The sequence below is a fragment of the Myxococcus sp. MISCRS1 genome (assembly GCF_026626605.1).
GTDB lineage: Bacteria > Myxococcota > Myxococcia > Myxococcales > Myxococcaceae > Myxococcus > Myxococcus fulvus.
Window position 1 is genome coordinate 3095071 of the sequence record NZ_JAPNKB010000001.1, and the last position, 18444, is coordinate 3113514.

Annotated in this window: 14 protein-coding genes; 4 read left to right on the forward strand and 10 right to left on the reverse strand. The window is 71.3% G+C overall.

Annotated features, from left to right (window positions below; all coding sequences use genetic code 11):
• Positions 1 to 310 precede the first annotated feature (310 nt).
• Entirely contained in the window at positions 311 to 1123 is an 813-nt protein-coding gene (locus tag OWM54_RS11770) for a GvpL/GvpF family gas vesicle protein (protein ID WP_267697564.1), read from the forward strand.
• On the opposite strand, the gene OWM54_RS11775 is transcribed toward OWM54_RS11770, so the two are convergent.
• Genes OWM54_RS11775 through OWM54_RS11795 form a run of 5 tightly spaced genes read right to left on the reverse strand, consistent with a single transcriptional unit; the run spans position 1106 to position 7184 of the window.
• Positions 1106 to 2200, reverse strand: coding sequence for a hypothetical protein (locus OWM54_RS11775; protein ID WP_267697566.1), 1095 nt, complete (start codon positions 2198 to 2200; stop codon positions 1106 to 1108). The genes OWM54_RS11770 and OWM54_RS11775 overlap by 18 nt on opposite strands.
• The gene (locus OWM54_RS11780) at positions 2197 to 4068 is read right to left on the reverse strand and encodes a Gldg family protein (RefSeq protein ID WP_267697568.1); all 1872 of its coding nucleotides are present in this window, start codon (positions 4066 to 4068) and stop codon (positions 2197 to 2199) included. Before OWM54_RS11780 ends, OWM54_RS11775 begins: the two co-directional genes overlap by 4 nt.
• Positions 4065 to 4787, reverse strand: a complete 723-nt coding sequence (locus tag OWM54_RS11785; protein ID WP_141329342.1) for an ABC transporter permease — start codon at positions 4785 to 4787, stop codon at positions 4065 to 4067. Before OWM54_RS11785 ends, OWM54_RS11780 begins: the two co-directional genes overlap by 4 nt.
• Positions 4784 to 5713 carry an ABC transporter ATP-binding protein gene (locus OWM54_RS11790; protein WP_141329344.1) on the reverse strand — a complete coding sequence of 310 codons (930 nt, stop codon included), beginning with the start codon at positions 5711 to 5713 and terminating at the stop codon, positions 4784 to 4786. Before OWM54_RS11790 ends, OWM54_RS11785 begins: the two co-directional genes overlap by 4 nt.
• A 52-nt stretch (positions 5714 to 5765) precedes the next feature.
• Positions 5766 to 7184, reverse strand: coding sequence for a TIGR01777 family oxidoreductase (locus OWM54_RS11795; RefSeq protein ID WP_267697569.1), 1419 nt, complete (start codon positions 7182 to 7184; stop codon positions 5766 to 5768).
• 31 nt (positions 7185 to 7215) lie between these two features.
• Here OWM54_RS11795 and OWM54_RS11800 point away from each other — a divergent pair, with 31 nt between their 5' ends.
• The 3 genes from OWM54_RS11800 (at position 7216) to OWM54_RS11810 (ending at position 10568) form a co-directional block, all read left to right on the forward strand.
• The gene (locus tag OWM54_RS11800; RefSeq protein ID WP_267697570.1) at positions 7216 to 8187 is read left to right on the forward strand and encodes an L-threonylcarbamoyladenylate synthase; all 972 of its coding nucleotides are present in this window, start codon (positions 7216 to 7218) and stop codon (positions 8185 to 8187) included.
• Between the two features lie 588 nt (positions 8188 to 8775).
• Positions 8776 to 9363: a hypothetical protein gene (locus tag OWM54_RS11805; RefSeq protein WP_223784488.1), complete on the forward strand. Its 588-nt coding sequence runs from the start codon at positions 8776 to 8778 to the stop codon at positions 9361 to 9363.
• 182 nt (positions 9364 to 9545) lie between these two features.
• Positions 9546 to 10568: a hypothetical protein gene (locus OWM54_RS11810; RefSeq protein ID WP_267697571.1), complete on the forward strand. Its 1023-nt coding sequence runs from the start codon at positions 9546 to 9548 to the stop codon at positions 10566 to 10568.
• On the opposite strand, the gene hemH is transcribed toward OWM54_RS11810, so the two are convergent.
• The 5 genes from hemH to treY all read right to left on the reverse strand — a co-directional run bounded on the left by hemH (position 10516) and on the right by treY (position 18371).
• Entirely contained in the window at positions 10516 to 11607 is a 1092-nt protein-coding gene (hemH, locus tag OWM54_RS11815) for a ferrochelatase (protein WP_267697573.1), read from the reverse strand. The genes OWM54_RS11810 and hemH overlap by 53 nt on opposite strands.
• Positions 11607 to 11993 (reverse strand): Co2+/Mg2+ efflux protein ApaG, encoded by a 387-nt coding sequence (apaG, locus tag OWM54_RS11820; protein WP_223747819.1) that lies wholly within the window; start codon positions 11991 to 11993, stop codon positions 11607 to 11609. The genes hemH and apaG overlap by 1 nt, the downstream gene beginning before the upstream one ends.
• Before the next feature lie 67 nt (positions 11994 to 12060).
• Positions 12061 to 13011 carry a TerC family protein gene (locus tag OWM54_RS11825; RefSeq protein WP_223747818.1) on the reverse strand — a complete coding sequence of 317 codons (951 nt, stop codon included), beginning with the start codon at positions 13009 to 13011 and terminating at the stop codon, positions 12061 to 12063.
• Positions 13012 to 13134: 123 nt separating this feature from the next.
• A complete protein-coding gene (glgX, locus tag OWM54_RS11830) occupies positions 13135 to 15273 on the reverse strand; it encodes a glycogen debranching protein GlgX (protein WP_223747817.1) in 2139 nt (712 codons plus the stop codon).
• Positions 15270 to 18371, reverse strand: coding sequence for a malto-oligosyltrehalose synthase (gene treY, locus OWM54_RS11835; protein WP_223747816.1), 3102 nt, complete (start codon positions 18369 to 18371; stop codon positions 15270 to 15272). Before treY ends, glgX begins: the two co-directional genes overlap by 4 nt.
• Positions 18372 to 18444: the final 73 nt, after the last annotated feature.

Below are 18444 nucleotides of genomic sequence, written 5' to 3' on the forward strand. Positions count from 1 at the left end.
CGGGAGCAAGGCTGCGTCCACACGGAGGCTGACACCCGCGAGTCGCGGCGCGGATGACAATACGGCCTTGGGGGAGGCAGCGCTCGCTCGCGGGAGCAGGACTGCCCACACCAGCTCGGACACGCTGACGCCCGACGTCCCGCCCCAGGTGATGCCCGAGAGCCACATCGTCGGTGTGACACCCGACGGTTCGCGGGACGTAGCGCTGCTCGAGAGCACCGGGGGGGCCGTCATCCTAAGTGAGGCCGCTCCCGCGCGAGGCGGCGACAGCCCTCGCCCCATGCGGTCCGCAGCCCCAAGCACTCGGGAGGTGCGGGCCGACCCTCAGGGCAAGAGCGCTCGCCCCCAGCCGGACGCCCCCACGGCCGAGGAGCTCGCGGGGCCCCAGTATCTCTACGGCGTGGTGCGCGCCGACGGCCCGCTGGACTTCGGTCCCATCGGCCTGGGCATGCCGCCCTGCCACGTGCGCGCCGTGCGCGAGGGGGGGCTGGCCGCGCTGGTGTCCTCCACGCCTTCGCGCAGGGTGGACCCGACGCGGGCCCATCTGCTGGCGCACCAGCGCGCCGCCGAGGTGGTGCTGCGCGAGCACACGCTGCTGCCCGTGGCCTTCGGCACCGTGCTGGGCTCGGAGGCCGACGTGCGCGCCATGCTGCGCTCCACGCAGGAGGCGCTCACCTCCGTGCTCACCGCGCTGGAGGGCAAGGTGGAGCTGGGGCTCAAGGTGCTCTACCACCGCGAGCACCTGAACCGACGCATGGAGCTGGAGGACGAGGCGCTGCGTCGGCGCGGGGACGAGTCGGAGGTCGAGCACGAGCAGCGACTGGGGCGCGCGGTGGAGCTGCGCGCCGCGCTGGACATGGCGGCCATGCTGGAGGGCCTGCGCCCGCTGGCGGCGGCGTCTCGCACCGACGCGCCCGTGGGCGAGCGCATGCTGCTCAACGCGGCCTTCCTCGTCGCCCGCCGCGACGGCCCCGCCTTCGAGGCGAAGGTCCGGATGCTCGCGGCGCGCTCGGACCTCTACACCTTCCGCTTCACCGGCCCCTGGGCGCCGTACAGCTTCGTCGACGTGCGACTGGGCCGCGCCGACGCCCTGGAGCCCCGGGTGTCACGGACCGCCGGCTGAGGACACCGGCGTCGTCACCCGCGCGGCCTCGGCGGCCAGCGGGTCCACGCCCGCGTGCAGCCGGACCCACCCTGGCGTGTGCTCGGTGCGCGCGTAGAAGCCATCCGTCGCGCGCGCCACCGTCAGCTCGCCCACCGGCTTGCCACCGCGCCGGTACTCCACGCGGAAGGACTCCTTCGGCTCGCCCCCCGGAGGCTGCTCGTCGCGGCCCAGCAGGTCCAACGGCACCAGCCGCCACACGCGGTCATGCCAGTTGCGGGTGAACTCGTCCGGCTTGTCCGGCGACTCCTCCGGCGAAAGCGTCACCGGGTTGGGCGCCTTGCCGCTCGCCACGAACGCGCGCGACGAGCCGCCCGACGAGATGACCACCGAGTCGAACTCGCCCAAATCGAAGACATGCAGCCGCCGGTCGACCAGGCGCGTCGTCGCGTTCTCCAGGTCCGGCAGCAACGCGGGGCCGAGCAGGAACACCTGTCCGTCCGAGTCACGGCGCAGGTAGGGCGTCCCCCACCCGCCCGTCATCGACGCGAGCGTGAACGACTCCGTCCTGCCACCCAACGTCAGCGTCAGCTTGCGCTGCGAGCCCGTCAGCCCCACCTCCGCCAGCTTCTTCTCGTCGAGCACGCCCAACGAGCGCGTGGCACGCAGCGGAGCGAAGCGCGGATAGAGCTTCTGGGCGACCTCGTTGGCCCGCATGTCGCGAGGAGGCGGAGGCGGCTGCGCCGAGGGCTGCGTCCCCGCGTCGGCCGCACCCTGCGCCAACGCCGCGCCGGAGCCGCCATCCGTGGCCGGGCCACCGTCGGCGGACGCGTCGGCGACACCCTCCACCGGGGGCAGCGGCTTCGCGGGCTTGAAGCCCAGGCGGACCCAGAGCGCGTCCCGGTCCTGCGAGTCGCGGTACAGCTCCACGTAGCGCGCCTCATCCTCGTAGCGCACCTTGTCCAGCGCGCGCGCCGGCAGCTCCACGACCGTCACGTCACCAGGGGCGCCCGCCGGAGCGCGCTGCCACACCAGGTAGGCGGCCACCAGCGCCACCACCGCGAGGGCGCCCTGCAGGGCCAGGTCCCGGGCCTTCATCGCTCACCTCCCGCCGCCACGCTGGCGCGCGGAGCACGGCGGCCCCGCCGCCGCGTCGTCACGAAGCCCACGGCCAGCACCAGCGCCGGCGCCAGGAACACGGTGGCGTAGAACCACGCCACGTCCTGCTCGCGGGTGTGCTGGATGGGCACGTCCTCCTCCGACGACACCGCGCCGGCGACGGCCTCTTCGCCCGTCAGCCACCGCAGGGTGTCCACCGCGAGGTACGCGTTGCCCATGTTGGGCAGCACCACGTCGCTCACCACGTCCGCGTCCGCCATCACCACCGCGCGCATCGGCTCCTTGCCCTTGGCGGCGGGCTCCTCCACCGCCACCACCAGCGGCCAGGTGCGGCGCATCTCGCCCGGGTCCGGGCTGAAGTTGCCGTTGGCGTCCGCGAAGGTGGCCCCATGCGCGCGCACGGAGATGTCGTGCATGACGCCGTTGGGCAGCGGCTGGAGCTGGTCCAGCGCGCCCGCGCCCAGGAAGGCCACGGGGGACTGGCCCGCCATCGCGGACAGCGACGTGACGGACGGGTGCGAGCTGAAGCTCGCCGTGCCCAGGTTGCCGCGGTCGCTCTGCTGACGGGCGGTGCGGAAGTACACTTGGTCGTTCGCCAGCGGCGTGCCGAGGTACTTCAGCCCCATGGGCGCGAGCAGCGCCTCGAAGCTGGGGCCCTCCGGCTCCAGCGCCATCCACAGCCGCCCGCCCCGTGACAGGTACTCGCGCACCGCGGTGAGCTCCTCGGGGAGGAAGTCGCGCGTGGCGCCCATCACCACCAGCGCCGCCGCGTCCCCAGGCACCTCGCGGCCCAGTCCCTCCGCGACGCCCAGCGGACGCACGTCCACGTTCTGCGCGCGCAGCAACTCCTTGAGCTGCGCCACGGACGGCTTCGGCATCTCCCCGGGCACCGGCCGCGTCTCCGCGCGCTCGCCATGGCCCGCGGTGAAGTAGACGACGCGGCGGGGCCTGGCCACCGTCAAGAGGCGCCGCTGCACCTCCTGGTCCAGCCGCTGCAACTGTCCCCGCGCGCGGTCCAGCTCCAGGCCCACCGTGAAGGGCTCCTTGCGCTCACCGCGCGCCAGGACGATGGTGCCGTTGTTGTGCACGCCGAGCGTCTTCGCGCGCGCGGGCTCCACCGCCTGGTCCAGCCGCTCCACGCTGAGCAGCCCCGGGCTCTCCACCGACAGGTCGCGGAAGTACTGCCCCACCGCCTCGCCCACCTCGTTCGCGGGCGGGAAGAAGAGCATGACCTGGAGCGGCTCGTTGAGCCCGCGCACCACCTTGCGCGTGGAGTCACCGGGCTTCGCCGTGCGGAAGTACGACAGGTCCCAGGTCGTGTTCGCCTGCGTGACGACGTACATGGTGGCGAACGCGAACACGAGCACGAAGGACAGCCCCAGCCCCGAGTACAGCGCGCTGCGGGCCCGGCCCGTCTCCATCACCGGCGCGCGCGCCATGGCCTGCGTCGCGACCTCCACCAGCGCCAGCGGCACCAGGCAGCACGCGAGCAGCGCGGGGAACAGCGCCGCCAGCATCACCGCCAGCTTCGGCGCCTTCTGCGACAGGGGGGCGTCGAACAGGGACAGGCCCAGGTCCGACTGGAGGAAGTAGAGCCCCAGCGCCAGAAGCCCCAGCCCGTACAGGCCCAGCACCCAGCCATCCACGCGGCGACGGTCGAGGCTCGCGCCGCGCGAGCCCACGAACCGCCACGCCGTCGCGCCCACCGCCAGCGCCACGCCGAGCCCGGAGAAGAGCCCGCGGCCCGTCCCCACGCCCAGGATGCGCTCGCCGATGAAGACGGCCAGCAGGCCCGCCACGAAGGCCAGCGTCGCCATGAGCCCGCTCCCCGAAGTGCGCGCGCTCATCGCCACCTCCGCGCCTCGAGCACCCGCGTGGCCGCGAACAGCGCCACGTAGGTGACCACCAGGTAGTAGACGACGTCACGCACGTGCACGAGCCCCGATTGGAACGGCGGGAAGTGCTGGTTCCACAGCGACATCGCGCTGAACACGTCCGCCAGCGGCTGCTCCGTGATTCGCGCGAGCAACCAGCAGAGGATGAGCGCCACCAGCATCACCGCGGAGGTAATCGCCGCGAGCAGCTGGTTCTTCGCCAGCGCCGAGCCGAACGTGCCCACCGCCAGGGACGCGCTGCCCAGCAGCAACAGCCCCAGGTAGCCGGCGCCCACGTGGCCCCAGGACACCTTGCCGTTCACCAGCACCAACACCGGCATGTACAGCGTGCACAGCACGTACAGCGCCAGGAACGCGAAGCCCGCCAGGAACTTGCCCAGCACGATGTCCCTGTCGCGCAGCGGCGAGGAGTACAGCAGGGGCAGCGTGCCCGTCTGTCGCTCCTCGGCGAGCAGGCGCATGGAGATGAACACCGAGGCGACGATGGTGAAGCCGCTCGAGTAGTAGAAGAACTGCGAGAGCACCTCGGCGGAGCGCTTGCTCGCGCCGCCCAGGGCGTACGCGTTGAAGAACAGGCCGTTCAACGCGAGGATGACCGCGATGACGACGTAGCCGCTGAGCGTGCGCAGGTAGCCGGACAGCTCGCGGCGGGCGATGAGCAGCGCCTTCACGCGCGCACCTCCTGACCATGCGTCAGCTTGAGGAAGATGGACTCCAGGTGTCCCGCGCCCACGTCCAGTCGCAGCAGCTCCAACCCCGCCCCCACCACCGCCTGCGCCACGCGCGGCCGCACGTCCGGCGACGCGCGCAGCGTCAGCGCCACCAGCCCGTCGCGGGCGCTGCCCACCTCCACCTCGCCGAAGGGCCGCAGCACCTCGACGGCGCGCGCGGAGTCGCCCCGCACCTCCACCTCGACGGAGCCTCCGCCGCCCATCTTCCGGCCCAGCTCCTCCTCCGTCCCCTGCGCCACCAGCGTGCCCTTGTGGATGATGAGCAGCCGGTCACACGTCTGGGAGATCTCCGGGAGGATGTGGCTGGAGACCAGCACCGTGTGCGTGCCCTTGAGGCCGCGGATGACGTCGCGCATCTCCACGATCTGCCGCGGGTCCAGGCCGCTCGTCGGCTCGTCGAGGATGAGCAGCGCGGGCTTGTGCACCAGCGCCTGTGCCACGCCCACGCGCTGACGGTAGCCGTGGCTGAGCGTGGAGATGAGCTCGCCGTCCACCTCGCGAAGCCCTGTCTTCTCCTCGGCCTCGCCCACGCGCGCGGGGGTGTCCCTGGCCGTCACGCCGCGCAGCTGCGCGACGTAGGCCAGGTACTCGCCCACCGTCATCTCCTCGTAGAGCGGCGGCACGTCCGGGAGGTAGCCGATGCGCTGGCGCACCTCGTGGGCGTTGCTCACCACGTCATGGCCGTCGATGACGACGCGGCCGGCGGTTGGCAACAGCACGCACCCCAGGACCTTCAGCGTCGTCGACTTGCCCGCGCCATTGAGGCCGAGGAAGCCGATGACCTCTCCCTGGCCGATGGTGAAGGCCAGGTCCCGGATGGCCGCGTGCTCACCGTAGTACTTGGTCAGCCCTTCGACCTGAATCATAGGGGGCCATTCCATCAGTCCCCCCAGGGGGGATTGTCAAGCCTCGAACCGCTCAGCCATGGCGGAACTCCGGGCCCGCCGTGGTGCGGCCGAGCGTGAAGCGCAGCGCCCCCTCCAGCTCCGGGAAGAGGAACGCGTAGCCGAGCCGCTCGGCGGCGTTGGGGAGCACCCGGGCACCCGACAGCAGGGCCTCCTGCCCCATCTGTCCGAAGAGCGTCCTGATGACGGCCGCGGGCATGGGCAGGAAGGCGGGCCGCCGCAGCACCCGGCCGAGCGTCCGGGCGAAGTCCGCCTGCCGCACCGCGCCCGGCGCCACGGCGTTGATGGGCCCCCGGGCCGCCGGGGTGAAGAGGCTGAAGTGGATGAGCCCCAGGATGTCCTCCATCGACACCCAGCCCATCCACTGGCGCCCCGAGCCGATGGGCCCACCGCCGCCCGCGAGGAACGCGGGCAGCATCTTCGCCAGCGCGCCATCCCGCGCGTCCAGCACCGGGCCGATGCGCAGGTGCACCACGCGGATGCCCGCGGCCTCGGCGGGCGCGGTGGCGGCCTCCCAGACGCGGCACACGTCCGCGAGGAAGCCCGTGCCCGGCGCGCTCTCCTCGGTGAGCGGCTCGTCACCCCGGTCGCCGTAGATGCCGCTGCCGGCCGCGCACACCAGCACGCGGGGCTTCTTCTTCATCTTCGCCAGCGCCTCGGCCAGCGTGAGCGTGCCCTCGGAGCGGCTCTTGAGGATGGCGTCCTTGTACTCGGGGGACCAGCGCTTGCCGGCGACATTGGCTCCCGCCAGGTGCACCACCGCGTCCACGCCCTCCAGCGCGTCGGTGTCCACCTGTCCCTTGTCCGGCGCCCACGCCACCTCGTGCCGCGAGGCGTCCGCCCGCCCTCGCACCAGTCGCTGGACCTGGTGGCCTCCGGTGGTGAGCAGCGGCAGGAGCGCCGAGCCGATGAGCCCCGACGCGCCGGTGACGGCCACGCGCAGCGGGCCCTGGTCCGCGAACGCGGCGTGGCGTCGCGCGTCCGTGAGCGTCACCCGGTGGCGATAGGCGAACATCCGCTCCAGGGTGTGGCGCGCGAAGCCGCCTCCGAGGAGCCGGCCTGGCGGGCCCATGGGCAGGACGTACTCGATTTCGTCCTCGAGGATGGAGGAGTGGGTAGCGGGCTCGGGCCACATGCGATGGGTGTGGACCCACTTCGAGAAGGGGCCGGACACCTGCGTGTCCTGGAAGAGGGAGCCCTCGACGTACGCGGTGTGCTCGGCCACCCAGCGTCGGGGGATGGGGCCCATGCGCATCCGCATGACGACGCGGGCGCCGGTGTGGATGCCGTCGCCGGTGCGCTCGAGCAGTTCCATCCGCTCCCATGGGGGCGTCAGCCGTGCGAGCGCCCCTTCCCGGGCATGCCAGGCGAACAGCTCCGTCGCGGGGATGGGCGCCCGACTGCGCGCCTCGAAGACGAGTGACTTGCTCATGACGCCTCCTGGCGCGACAGTGCGGCATCGCATGGTAAAGCCGGAGCTCGTCGAACGCGCGGTGGAAGTGCTGCGCAGTGGTGGTGTCATCGCCCTGCCAACGGAGACGGTGTATGGCCTGGCGGCCAACGCCGAGGACGAGCTGGCCGTGCGTCGTGTCTTCGCCATCAAGGGTCGCCCCGCCACCCATCCGCTCATCGTCCACCTGGCGGGTGTCGAGCACCTGACCTCGTGGGCCCGGGAGGTCCCCGAGGCCGCGCGTCGCCTCGCGGACGCCTTCTGGCCGGGGCCCCTCACGCTGGTACTCCCGCGCACGTCGCGCGCCACGGACGCCATCACCGGAGGCCAGGACACGGTGGCCCTGCGCGTGCCCGGACACCCCGTGGCGCTCGCGGTGCTCAAGGCCCTGGGCGGCGGCGTGGCGGCGCCGAGCGCGAACCGCTTCGGACGGGTGAGCCCCACCACCGCGGAGCACGTGCGCGTGGACCTGGGGAGCGACGTGGACCTCGTGTTGGATGGCGGACCGTGCGACGTGGGCGTCGAGTCCACCATCGTCGATTTGAGCTCCGGCTCGCCCGCCATCCTGCGGCCAGGCGGACTGTCGGCCGAGGCCATCGAGCGGGTGCTGGGGCATCCGGTGCCTGTGCGCGTGGCCTCCAAGGTCCGCGTGTCGGGCTCGCTGGAGTCGCACTACGCGCCCCGCGCGGGCGTGGTGCTCGCGGAGCCCACAGAGGCCGCGGCCCGCGTGCGTGCATTGAGGGAGCAGGGGTTGAGCGTCGGCGTGCTCGGGCCGCGAGGGCTGGAGCTGCCGGGGGATGTGCCGCGCTTCGACGTGCCGGAGGACCCGGCGGGCGCGGCGCGCGTGTTGTACGCGAGGCTGCGCGAGGCGGACGAGAAGGGACACGACGTGCTCGTGGCCTGTCTGCCCTCGGCCAGCGGCCTGGGCATCGCGGTGCGCGACAGGCTCGCGCGCGCCGCCGCGCCTCGCACGCCCCATCACTGAGCGCTTCGGCCACCTCGGCCGGCACGCGCGTCCGGCACGTGAGCGTGGCACAGACCTGCGGGCCCTCGAGCATGCCGGCGCAGGTGCATGCACTGACGTCACTCACGAGGCAGGGCGCACGCCCGAACCGTGGCACCACCCGAGCCGTGCGGTCCCTGGCACATCCGAGGCTTGGCGCACGCTCGAACCGTGGCACCACCCGAGCCGTGCGGTCCCTGGCACATCCGAGGCTTGGCGCACGCTCGAATCGTGGCACCACCCGAGCCGCGCGGTCCCTGACACATCCGAGGCAGGGCGTCTGAATCGACCTCGCGCCGCCTGCGCCGCGCGGCCCCTGGCACATCCGAGGCTTGGCGCCTGACGACCTCGCGCCACCTGCGCCGCGCCTGGCACATCCGAGGATTGGCCCCTGACAACCTCGCGCCGCCTGCGCCGCGCAGCCCCTGGCACATCCGAGGATTGGCGCCTGACGACCTCGCACCGCCTGCGCCGCGCGATATGCCGCGCGCGCGTCCGCGTTGTTCAGGACGTCCCGCGTGTGAGGCGAGTCACCCTCCGCACGCGGCCACACCCGGGAACGAGGCGACGATGACGATGACGAGACGGTGGCTCGCCGTATGCGCGGGCCTGGCGGCGGTCGTGTGCGCATCCGGCTGCGCCAGCAGTCCTCAGAAGGCGCTGCTCGGTCGGACCAGCGGGCTCGTCGTCTACGACCTGCCCGCCATGCAGGTGATGAAGGCCGCGGAGGCGGAGCTCGGTGAGCGCGGCTACGCGCTGCTGCCCAGCACCGACCCCTACTTCCTCCAGACGCCGTGGAAGGTGAGCGGCAACTACGACATGGGCTCCAGCTGGTCGCGCCTCTACGTCGAGGGCCGCGTCCGCGCGGACGGGCGCTTCGTCGTGCGCGCCTACGAGATGGCCGCCACCACCTTCGCCAGGACACAGGCACTGCCCTTCGGCCTGCGCCAGACGACGAGCGCCACCATCGACGACAAACCCAACGCCACCCCCGCCGAGCTCATCGCCTCCGAACCCGAACTCCAGACGCGCTCCGCTCGCGCCAACATCCGCCGCAACCTGGACCTGGAGTGGGCCATCCTGGAGCGCCTCAACCCCGACTTCGCCAACAAGGTGAAGGAGCAGGTCGACCTCTACGTCGCCCACGAGCCCCGATGACGCATCCGGACAACCCTCGCGGCCCCTAGCAGCGCCGCGAGGGCACGTCCCCAGGGCCAGAGGCCCGCTCGGACCGTGACTCCACCCGGGCGCGCCGGGGGACACGCGGCCGGGTGACGGACTTGAATGAGGGGTGGGGCTCCGATATCCCGCGTGTACTCCCAGAGGAGCGTCCCCGCGTGATGCGAAGCCTGTTCGGACTGGTCGTCGCCCTGTCGTTGTCCGCCTGCAAGGAAGAACCCCGAGGCCAGCTCGAGCCCATTCCTCGTCCTCCGGGCCTGAAGGACGCCCCCGCCCCGGGAGCCGCGCCCACCGCCGCCGCCCAGCCTCCGGTGGACCCGTCCAAGGTCACCCTCCGCTGGAAGCTCGCCGCGAGCGCCCCCGTCACCTACCACCTGGACCTGGAGCGCTCCGGCGCCGCCCCCGCGCCGCAGGAGGCCGCCGAGGAGACGCCCGCCAAGGGCAAGAAGGGCAAGGGCAAGGAGGAGCCTGCTCCCCCGCGCGCCGCCGCCCCCGCCGCGTCCTTCCCCACCGGCTTCACCTACGTGCTGGAGCGCACCAACTCCGGCGACTACCGCCTGCGCGTGCTCCCCGAGGGCAAGGACACCACCGAGGACACGGGCGCGCTGAGCGAGCGCGGCTTCGTGCTCGACGGCCTCCAGGGCATCAACCGCAACATCGCCGCGCTGGTGCTGGAGCTGCCGCTCGCGCCCGTGGGCCCCAACGACACCTGGGCGCTGGGCACGGAGCTGCTCACGCACGACGCGCTGGGTCCCCTGTTCACCACCACCAAGACGGAGCGCCGCAACCGCGTGAAGCTCACCGCGCTCACCCAGGAGGGCGACGACCAGGTGGCCACGCTGGAGTACGACCTGCTCGAGCAGCTCTCCGGCAAGGTGACCAGCCGCCGCGCCCCGCCCGCGGTGCCCGCGCGCGCGGACGACCCGGCCGAGGAGGACGCCGAGCCCGCCGACGAGTCCGCCGGCCCGCCCACCACGGACGCCAGCGCCGAGGTGCGCATCACCGGCAAGGGTGAGTTCCTGGTGAAGGCCGGCCGGTGGCGCACGTGGGAGGGCACCATCGCGTCGTCCTCGCGCGGGCCCTTTCCCACCAACGCCCTGCAGGTGCCGCCCGGCACGGTGAAGCTCAAGCTCACCGCGCGGGAGTCGGCGCCCCCCGCGGCCACGGCGAAGCCCCAGCAGTAGCCGCGCCGTCGGACTCGCGCACCATCCGCACCACCGCGTCCACCCACGTCGGGTGGGCGTTGAGCGAGGGGACGAGCGTCAACGACTCGCCCCCCGCCTCGACGAACTGCTCGCGGGCGCGCATGCCCACCTCCTCCAGCGTCTCCAGGCAGTCGGCGACGAAGGACGGGCACATCACCGCCAGCCGCTTCACGCCCTGCTTCGCCAGCTCCGGCAGCACCAGGTCCGTGTAGGGCTTCACCCACGGCGTGCGCCCCAGCCGAGACTGGAAGGACACGCTGAAGCCGCCCTGGGGAAGTCCCAGCCGCTCGACGATGCCCCGCGTGGTGGAGAAGCACTGGGCGCGGTAGCAGTGCCGGTTGGCGTCCGTGAGCGCGTCACAGCACCCCGCGGACGCGAAGCAGTGCTGGCCTGACGTGTCCGTCTTGCGCACGTGCCGCTCCGGCACGCCGTGGTAGCTGAAGAGCACGTGGTCCGCGCGGGCCTCGGCAATCACCGGTCGCGCCACCTCCGCGAAGGCGTCCAGGAACGACGGGTGCCCGTGGAAGGCAGGCACCGCGCGCACGTTGGGCACGTCCCAGCCGCTGGAGAGCACCTCGTACACGCGCGCCAGCGACGACGCCGACGAGGACGTGGCCTCCTGCGGGTACAGCGGCAGCACCGTGAAGTCCGACACGCCGCGCGCGCGCATGGCCGCCACGGTGTCGGGGATGGACGGGCTGCCGTAGCGCATGGCCAGCGCCACGTCGTACTCGTGGCCCAGCTTCTCGCGCACCGCCACCTCCAGCGCCCGGCTGTACACCAGGAGCGGCGAGCCCTCCGGCATCCACACCTTGCGGTACGCCTCCGCGCTCTTGGCCGGGCGCGTGGGCAGGATGATGAGGTTGAGCAGCATCCAGCGCCCCACCGGGTGGATGTCCACCACGCGCGGGTCGCTCAGGAACTCGCGCAGGTAGCGCCGCACCGGCCCGCTGTGGGGCGCGTCCGGCGTGCCCAGGTTGACGAGCAGCAACCCTCGCTTGTTCGCGGGCGTGTTCATCAGTGCAGGGCGTTGGGCAGCGTGAGGGCGAACTCGGCGATGCGCGCATCGAAGTGCGAGCCGTCCGGGCGCTCCATGTCGTAGCTGCCGCGCATCGTCCCGAAGGGCGTGCGCAGCATCGCCCAGCTCGTGTACTCGAAGCGCTCGCCCGGGGCCACGCGGGGCTGGCGGCCCACCACGCCCTCCCCCTTCACCTCCTCCACCTTCCCGGAGGCATCCGTGATGACCCAGTGCCGCGCCTTGAGCTGCGCGGGCGCCTCCCCCTCGTTGACGATTTCCACCGTGTACATGAACGCGTACTGCCCCGACTCGGGCGAGCTGCGCTCGGGCCAGTAGGCCGGCTTCACGGTGATTTTGATGCCATCAGTGGTGGCGCTGGAAGACATGCCTCCACATTTGAAGGCAAGGCCCCCGGGTTGCAAGCAAAACCCCGGCGCCCCCCCGCCCCCGGGCTCAGGTCTTGGCGCTCTCCCGGTCCTGACCGGGCTCCGGGCTCTTGGGCCAGATGAGCGAGGCGATGATGGCCAGCAGGAGGATGCCGCCAATCACGCCCAGCGACAGGCCGATGTGGATGTGGATGTCGAAGAACGTGATGAGCATCTTCACGCCCACGAAGGCCAGGATGGCGCTCAGCCCCAGCTTCAGCAGGTGGAACTTCTCCATCAGGCTGGCCACGACGAAGAACAGCGAGCGCAGGCCGAGAATCGCGCACACGTTGGACGTGTAGACGATGAACGCGTCCTGGCTGATGCCCAGCACCGCGGGGATGGAGTCCAGGGCGAAGAGCAAGTCCGTGGCCTCCACCACCAGCAGCACGATGAACAGCGGCGTCACCTTGCGCCGGCCGTCCTCGGTGACGAAGAAGCGGCTGCCTTCGCCCATGCGGGCCACCGGCAGCACCCGGCGCGCGAGCTTGACGATGCCCTGCTGTTCCGGGTCGATCTCCTCGTCCTTGGAGAAGAGCATCTTCAGCGCGGTGAAGACCAGGAAGGCGCCGAACAGGTAGATGAGCCAGTGGAAGCGCGACACCAGCGCCGTGCCGGCGATGATGAGCACCGCGCGCATGACGAACGCGCCCAGGATTCCCCAGAACAGCACCCGGTGCTGGTGCTCGGGCGCCACCCGGAAGTAGCTGAACACCAGCAGGAAGACGAACAGGTTGTCGACGGAGAGCGAGTACTCCACGACATACGCCGTCACCCACTGGAGCGCGGGCGTGCTGCCGGAGAAGTACCAGATGCCTCCGCAGAACGTCAGGCTGATGGTGATCCACACCAGCGTCCAGATGCCCGCTTCCTTGGGCGTCACCGCGTGGTCCTTGCGGTGGAACAGCCCGAGGTCCACGGCGAGCATCGCCAGGACGAAGAGGTTGAAGCCCACCCAGAGCGCGACTTGCGTATTCACGTATGAATCCTGTTTCAGGAACGGCGGGCGCACCCTAGCGGCGGCGCGTCCGGGCGTCGACACTTCCGTGTAACCGCCCAGGCCCCCACCTGGAGGCCCGGCCCATCGTCCCCGCCCGCGGCGCTACTCCGTCGACGGCCGGCGCAGCACCATCAACGAACGCCCCGCGACCTGCACCTTGCCACCCGCCGGTGTGTGGGCGTGCTGGGACTCCTCCGACGTGGACGTGTCCACCACCTGCTCCCAGTCCGCGCCCCACTCGAGCGCCGGCAGCAGGAAGCTGATGGGCTCGTGGTGGGCGTTCATCAGCACCAACAGCGTGTCACCGACAATCCGGTTGCCCTCGTCGTCCGGCGCGGCGATGGCGTCCCCGCCCAGGAGGATGGCGAGCGAGCGCACATAGGGCTTCTCCCAGTCGTCCTTGCGCATCTCCTTGCCGTCCGGCCGGAACCACGCCAGGTCCTTCAGCTCGCTGTCCCACATGTGGGCGCCGCGGAAGAAGCGGCGCTTGCGCAGCACGGGCTGCTCGCGGCGCAGGCGCGTCAGCCGGCAGGTGAAGTCCAAGAGCGCGCGCTGGGTGTCGTCGAGCTCCCAGTTCACCCAGGACAGGGCGTTGTCCTGGCAGTAGGCGTTGTTGTTGCCCTTCTGGGTGCGGCCCATCTCGTCGCCGGCCACCAGCATGGGCACGCCCTGGGACAGGAAGAGCGTGGCCAGGAAGTTGCGCTTCTGCTGCTCGCGCAGGGCGTTGATTTTGACGTCGCCCGTCTCGCCCTCCACGCCGCAGTTCCAGGAGTGGTTGTCGTTGCCGCCGTCGCGGTTGTCCTCGCCGTTGGCCTCGTTGTGCTTGTCGTTGTAGGTGACCAGGTCGTGCAGCGTGAAGCCGTCGTGCGCGGTGACGAAGTTGACGCTCGCGGAGGGCTTGCGGCCCGACAGCGCGTACAGGTCCGAGCTGCCCGTGAGCCGGTAGCCGATCTCCGCCGCCTGCCGGTCATCGCCCTTCCAGTACCGTCGGATGGTGTCGCGGTACTTGCCGTTCCACTCGCTCCACAAGACGGGGAAGTTGCCCACCTGGTAGCCGAAGTCGCCCACGTCCCACGGCTCGGAGATGAGCTTCACCCGGCTGAGCACCGGGTCCTGGTGGACGATCTGGAAGAAGGCCGCGCGGGTGTCGTAGCCGTGCCGGTCGCGCCCCAGCGTGGTGGCCAGGTCGAAGCGGAACCCGTCCACGTGCATCTCTTCCACCCAGTAGCGCAGGCTGTCGGCGACCAGCTTCAGCGCGTACGGATGCGTGGCGTTCCACGAGTTGCCCGTACCGGTGACGTCCAGGTAGTAGCGCGGGTCCTTCTCCGTCAGCCGGTAGTACGCGCCGTTGTCCAGGCCCTTGAAGGACAGCGTGGGCCCCAGCTGGTTGCCCTCGCAGGTGTGGTTGTAGACGACGTCGAGGATGACCTCGATGCCCGCCTTGTGCAGCGCCTTCACCATCCCCTTGAACTCGTCCACCTGGGAGCCCGGGCCTCCCGGGGCGCTGTAGCGCGCGTCCGGCGCGAAGTAGCCCAGCGTGCTGTAGCCCCAGTAGTTGGTGAGTCCGCGCTCGACGAGGAACGGCTCGTCGACGATGTGGTGGATGGGCAGGAGCTCCACCGCGGTGACGCCCACCTTCTTCAGGTGCTCAAGGGTGGCCGGGTGTCCCAGGCCCGCGTAGGTGCCGCGCAGGGCCTCCGGCACGCGGGGGTTGAGCTTCGTGAAGCCCTTGACGTGCAGCTCGTACAGGACGGTCTGGTGCCACGGCACGCGCGGGTGGGTGTCCCCCTCCCAGTCGAACGTGTCCTCGAGCACCACGGCCTTGGGCACGCCCGCGGCGTCGTCCTGCTTGTCCTGGACCAGGTCCTCGTCCTTGCCGCCCTGGACGTGGCCATAGATGGGCGCGCGGTAGTCCACCTGCCCGTGGATGGCGCGGGCATAGGGGTCCACCAGCAGCTTGTGCGGATTGAAGCGGAAGCCCTTCTTGGGCTCGAACGGCCCGTGCACGCGCAGGCCGTACAGCGTGCCCGGCTTCAGGTCGGGCACGTACCCGTGGAACACCTGGTGCGTGGTCTCCAGGAGCGGGAAGCGGCGCGTCTCGCGCGTGGGCTCCTGTGCGTCGTAGAGGCAGACCTCCACCTTCTTCGCGTGCTCGCTGAACACCGCGAAGTTGACCCCGTGCCCGTCATACGTGGCGCCCAGGGGGAACGGCTTCCCTGGAAGCACCTCGGCCCTCCTCATCCCGTGCTCCTCTCCAGCAGCACCACCGGGAACCGCTCCAGGAGCGGCGCGAGGGGCAGCACCACGCCACCCGCACCACGCTCGGGCCGCACCTGTCGCCCGGTGAAGACATCGCGGAACATCATGCCCGCATATGCCTCGGGAAGGTCCAGGAACGTGTCGGCATAGGCGCCGGAGAGCCCCTGGGGCGACTCCAGGGCCTCCAGCACGTAACGCGGCGCGCACACCACCACGCCCGCGTCGTCCAGCTCGCGCGCGAAGGCCACCGCCGCCTGGGCGCGGGGCCCGGACAGCTCCAGCGCCCGGTAGCCGCCCCGCCGGAACAGGTCCTGCTGACGCTGGCGCAGCCGCAGCCCGTGGGCCAGGAGGAAGAGCTTGGCCCGCCCGTCATCCAGGCCCGCCACCAGCCGCGAGCACAGCCCGGGCGCGTCCTCTCGCGCCTGCGCGTCCAGCTCCTCCAGGAGCCGTGAGCGCAAGGTGAAGTCCACCGGCCGCCGGTTGTCCGGGTCCACCAGGGACAAATCCCACAGCTCGCAGCCCTGGTACGTGTCCACCACGCCGGGCGACGCGAGCTTGAGGACCAGTTGCCCCAGGGCGTTGTGCTGCCCCGCGCGCTCGATGCGGCGCTTGAAGACGCGCACCTCCTGCAGGAAGTCCGCGCCCTTCTCCTCGTCGAAGCACGCGTCCACGAAGGCCGCCACCGCGTCGTCATAGGCGCCGTCCGGGTTGGTCCACGAGGTGCGGACCTTGGCCTCCTTGATGGCCTTGGACATGTACTCGCGCATCCGGCGGTGGAAGTCGGCCCGGGCCTCGGGCGACAGCGCCTCCCCCATGGGCCAGGCGCCCACGAGCGTCTGCAGGAACAGGTACACGTCGTTGGCGCTGGGTGCCGCGCCGGACGGCAGGGCCTGCGCGAACTTCTCCGTCAGCCGCAGCCAGCGGCGCGCGAGCTTGCGCCACTCCTCGGGCAGCTCCGTCAGCACGTTGATGCGCGCGCGCACGTCCTCGCTGCGCTTGGTGTCGTGGGTGCTGGTGGTGAGCTGGCTCGCGGGCCAGTGCTCGGCGCGCTCCTGGTTGCGCAGGTGGAAGGTGGTGGTGCGCGTGCCGAAGCGCTCGGGCTCCCCGCCCACCTCGTTGAGGCTCACCAGCCGGTTGTAGATGTAGAAGACGGTGTCCTCCAGGCCCTTGGCCATGACGGGGCCCGTCACCTGCTGCAGCTTCATGGCGAAGCGCAGCATGACGGCGCGCTCGCGCTCGTCGGACTGGGGCGGGTACTGGCGCAGGAGGATGTCGCGCAGGAAGTCGAAGATGGACGCGTTGGTGGTGGCGTTGCGCTCCTTGGCGCGCTGGATGGTCCACTCCACGTACTGCACGTCGCGCGCGTCCAGCCCCGGCCGCCAGCCGTCCACGTACGTGCGGTACACGGGGAACAGCGCGATGAACTCCACCAGCGCGCGCCTGAGCGAGTTGAGCGTGAAGTCGCGCGTCCTGCGGCTCATCTCCGAGATGCGGTTGAGCTCGTGCGCCAGCACGTTGATCTCACTCGCCATGGACACGCGCATGATGAGCAGCTTCTTCTGGTAGACCAGCTCGGCGAAGTCGCCCTTCTCCCCGGTGAGCCGCTCGTACGTCTCCGTCAGGTGCGGCTCGGCCGCGGGGTGCACGAACACGCCGCTCACCGCGTTGGCGAAGCGGTAGCCGGTGGTGCCGTGCACCGCCCACGCCTCCGGAATGCGCTCGCGGCCGCCCTGAATCTTCTCCACCACCACGTACAGCGCCTTGCGCAGGACGCTGTCCGGAGACTGCGTCACCTCCGCGCGCCAGCGCTCCCTGAGCGCCGCCTCCACGCCCGGCCAGCGCGTGTCGTCCCCGGCCAGGTCCTGGAGGAACACCGCGTGCGCGCGCTCCACGAAGTAGCGCTCCTGCAGGTCCAGGAAGTACGCCGTCGGGTCGAACAGGCCGTCCGGATGGTCGATGCGCAGCCCGGTGACGCAGCCGTCGCGCAGCCAGCGGAACACCAGCGCGTGCGCCTCCTGGAACACCTCCGGGTCCTCCACGCGGATGGCCGCCAGCCCGTTGATGTCGAAGAAGCGCCGGTAGTTGATCTCCTCCCCCGCCACCCGCCAGTGCGCCAGCCGGTAGCTGCACGAGGCCAGCACCCGGTCCAACAGGTCGAACGAGCGCGGGTTGCCCGGCTCGCCGTTGAAGACGCGGATGTTGTCCTCGATGTACGCGGCGACCTCCGGGCTCTTCTCCACCACCGCGGCGAGCCGGCGCTTGATGACCTCCTTCTCGCGGTGGCGCTCCACGACGCGGGGGCGCTCCACCTCCGTGCGCAGCGGCAGGTGCTCGATGGCGGTGAGGATGGAGAGCAGCTCCACCATGGGCTCGGACTCCGCGCCCAGCTTCGCCTCCAGCCGCTCCAGCCCGTGGCGCAGCACGCGCCCGTATTGCCGGGGCGCCAGCGGCAGCAGGTGGTCGTAGTAGTTCACGAAGAAGGCGCCGTCGCGGAAGGACAGCTTCAGCTCGCCCTTCTCCAGCACCACGCCGTACTGGTCGCCGAGTATCGGCAGCAGCACCTTGTCGCGCAGCTCCTCCTTCACCGGCGACCAGTCGATGTCGAAGTACTTGGCGTAGACGGAGGACGGGCCGTTCTCCAGCACGTCGAACCAGAGCGGGTTGCCGCGCTCGATGCCCATGTGGTTGGGCACCACGTCCAGCACCTGCCCCAGGCCGTGCTCCTGCAGCGTGGCGCACAGGGCCTGGTGGTCCTCGGTGGAGCCCACCTCCGGGTTGAGGTGCTGGTGGTCCACGCAGTCGTAGCCGTGGGTGCTGCCCGGCGTCGCCTTGAGGTAGGGGGACGCGTACAAGTCACTGATGCCCAGGCGGCGCAGGAACGGCACCACGTCGCGCGCCTGCTGGAAGGTGAAGCCCTGATGCAGCTGCACCCGGTAGGTGGACAGCGGCGTCCGGGGGCGCTCGACCAGCGCGTCCTTCACCCGCTTGAACAGGCCCTCGGCCAGGGCCTCGGCGCTCAAGGTGGCACCCGACGAGCCCGTGGGAGCCGTCCCCTCTTCTTCCAATCCGTCGCGGAGCATGGGGCCCAGAGGTAGGGCGCCGTCGCGCGCCGCGCCAGCACCCAGAGCGGCTTCCGACCTCCAGCCAACGCTC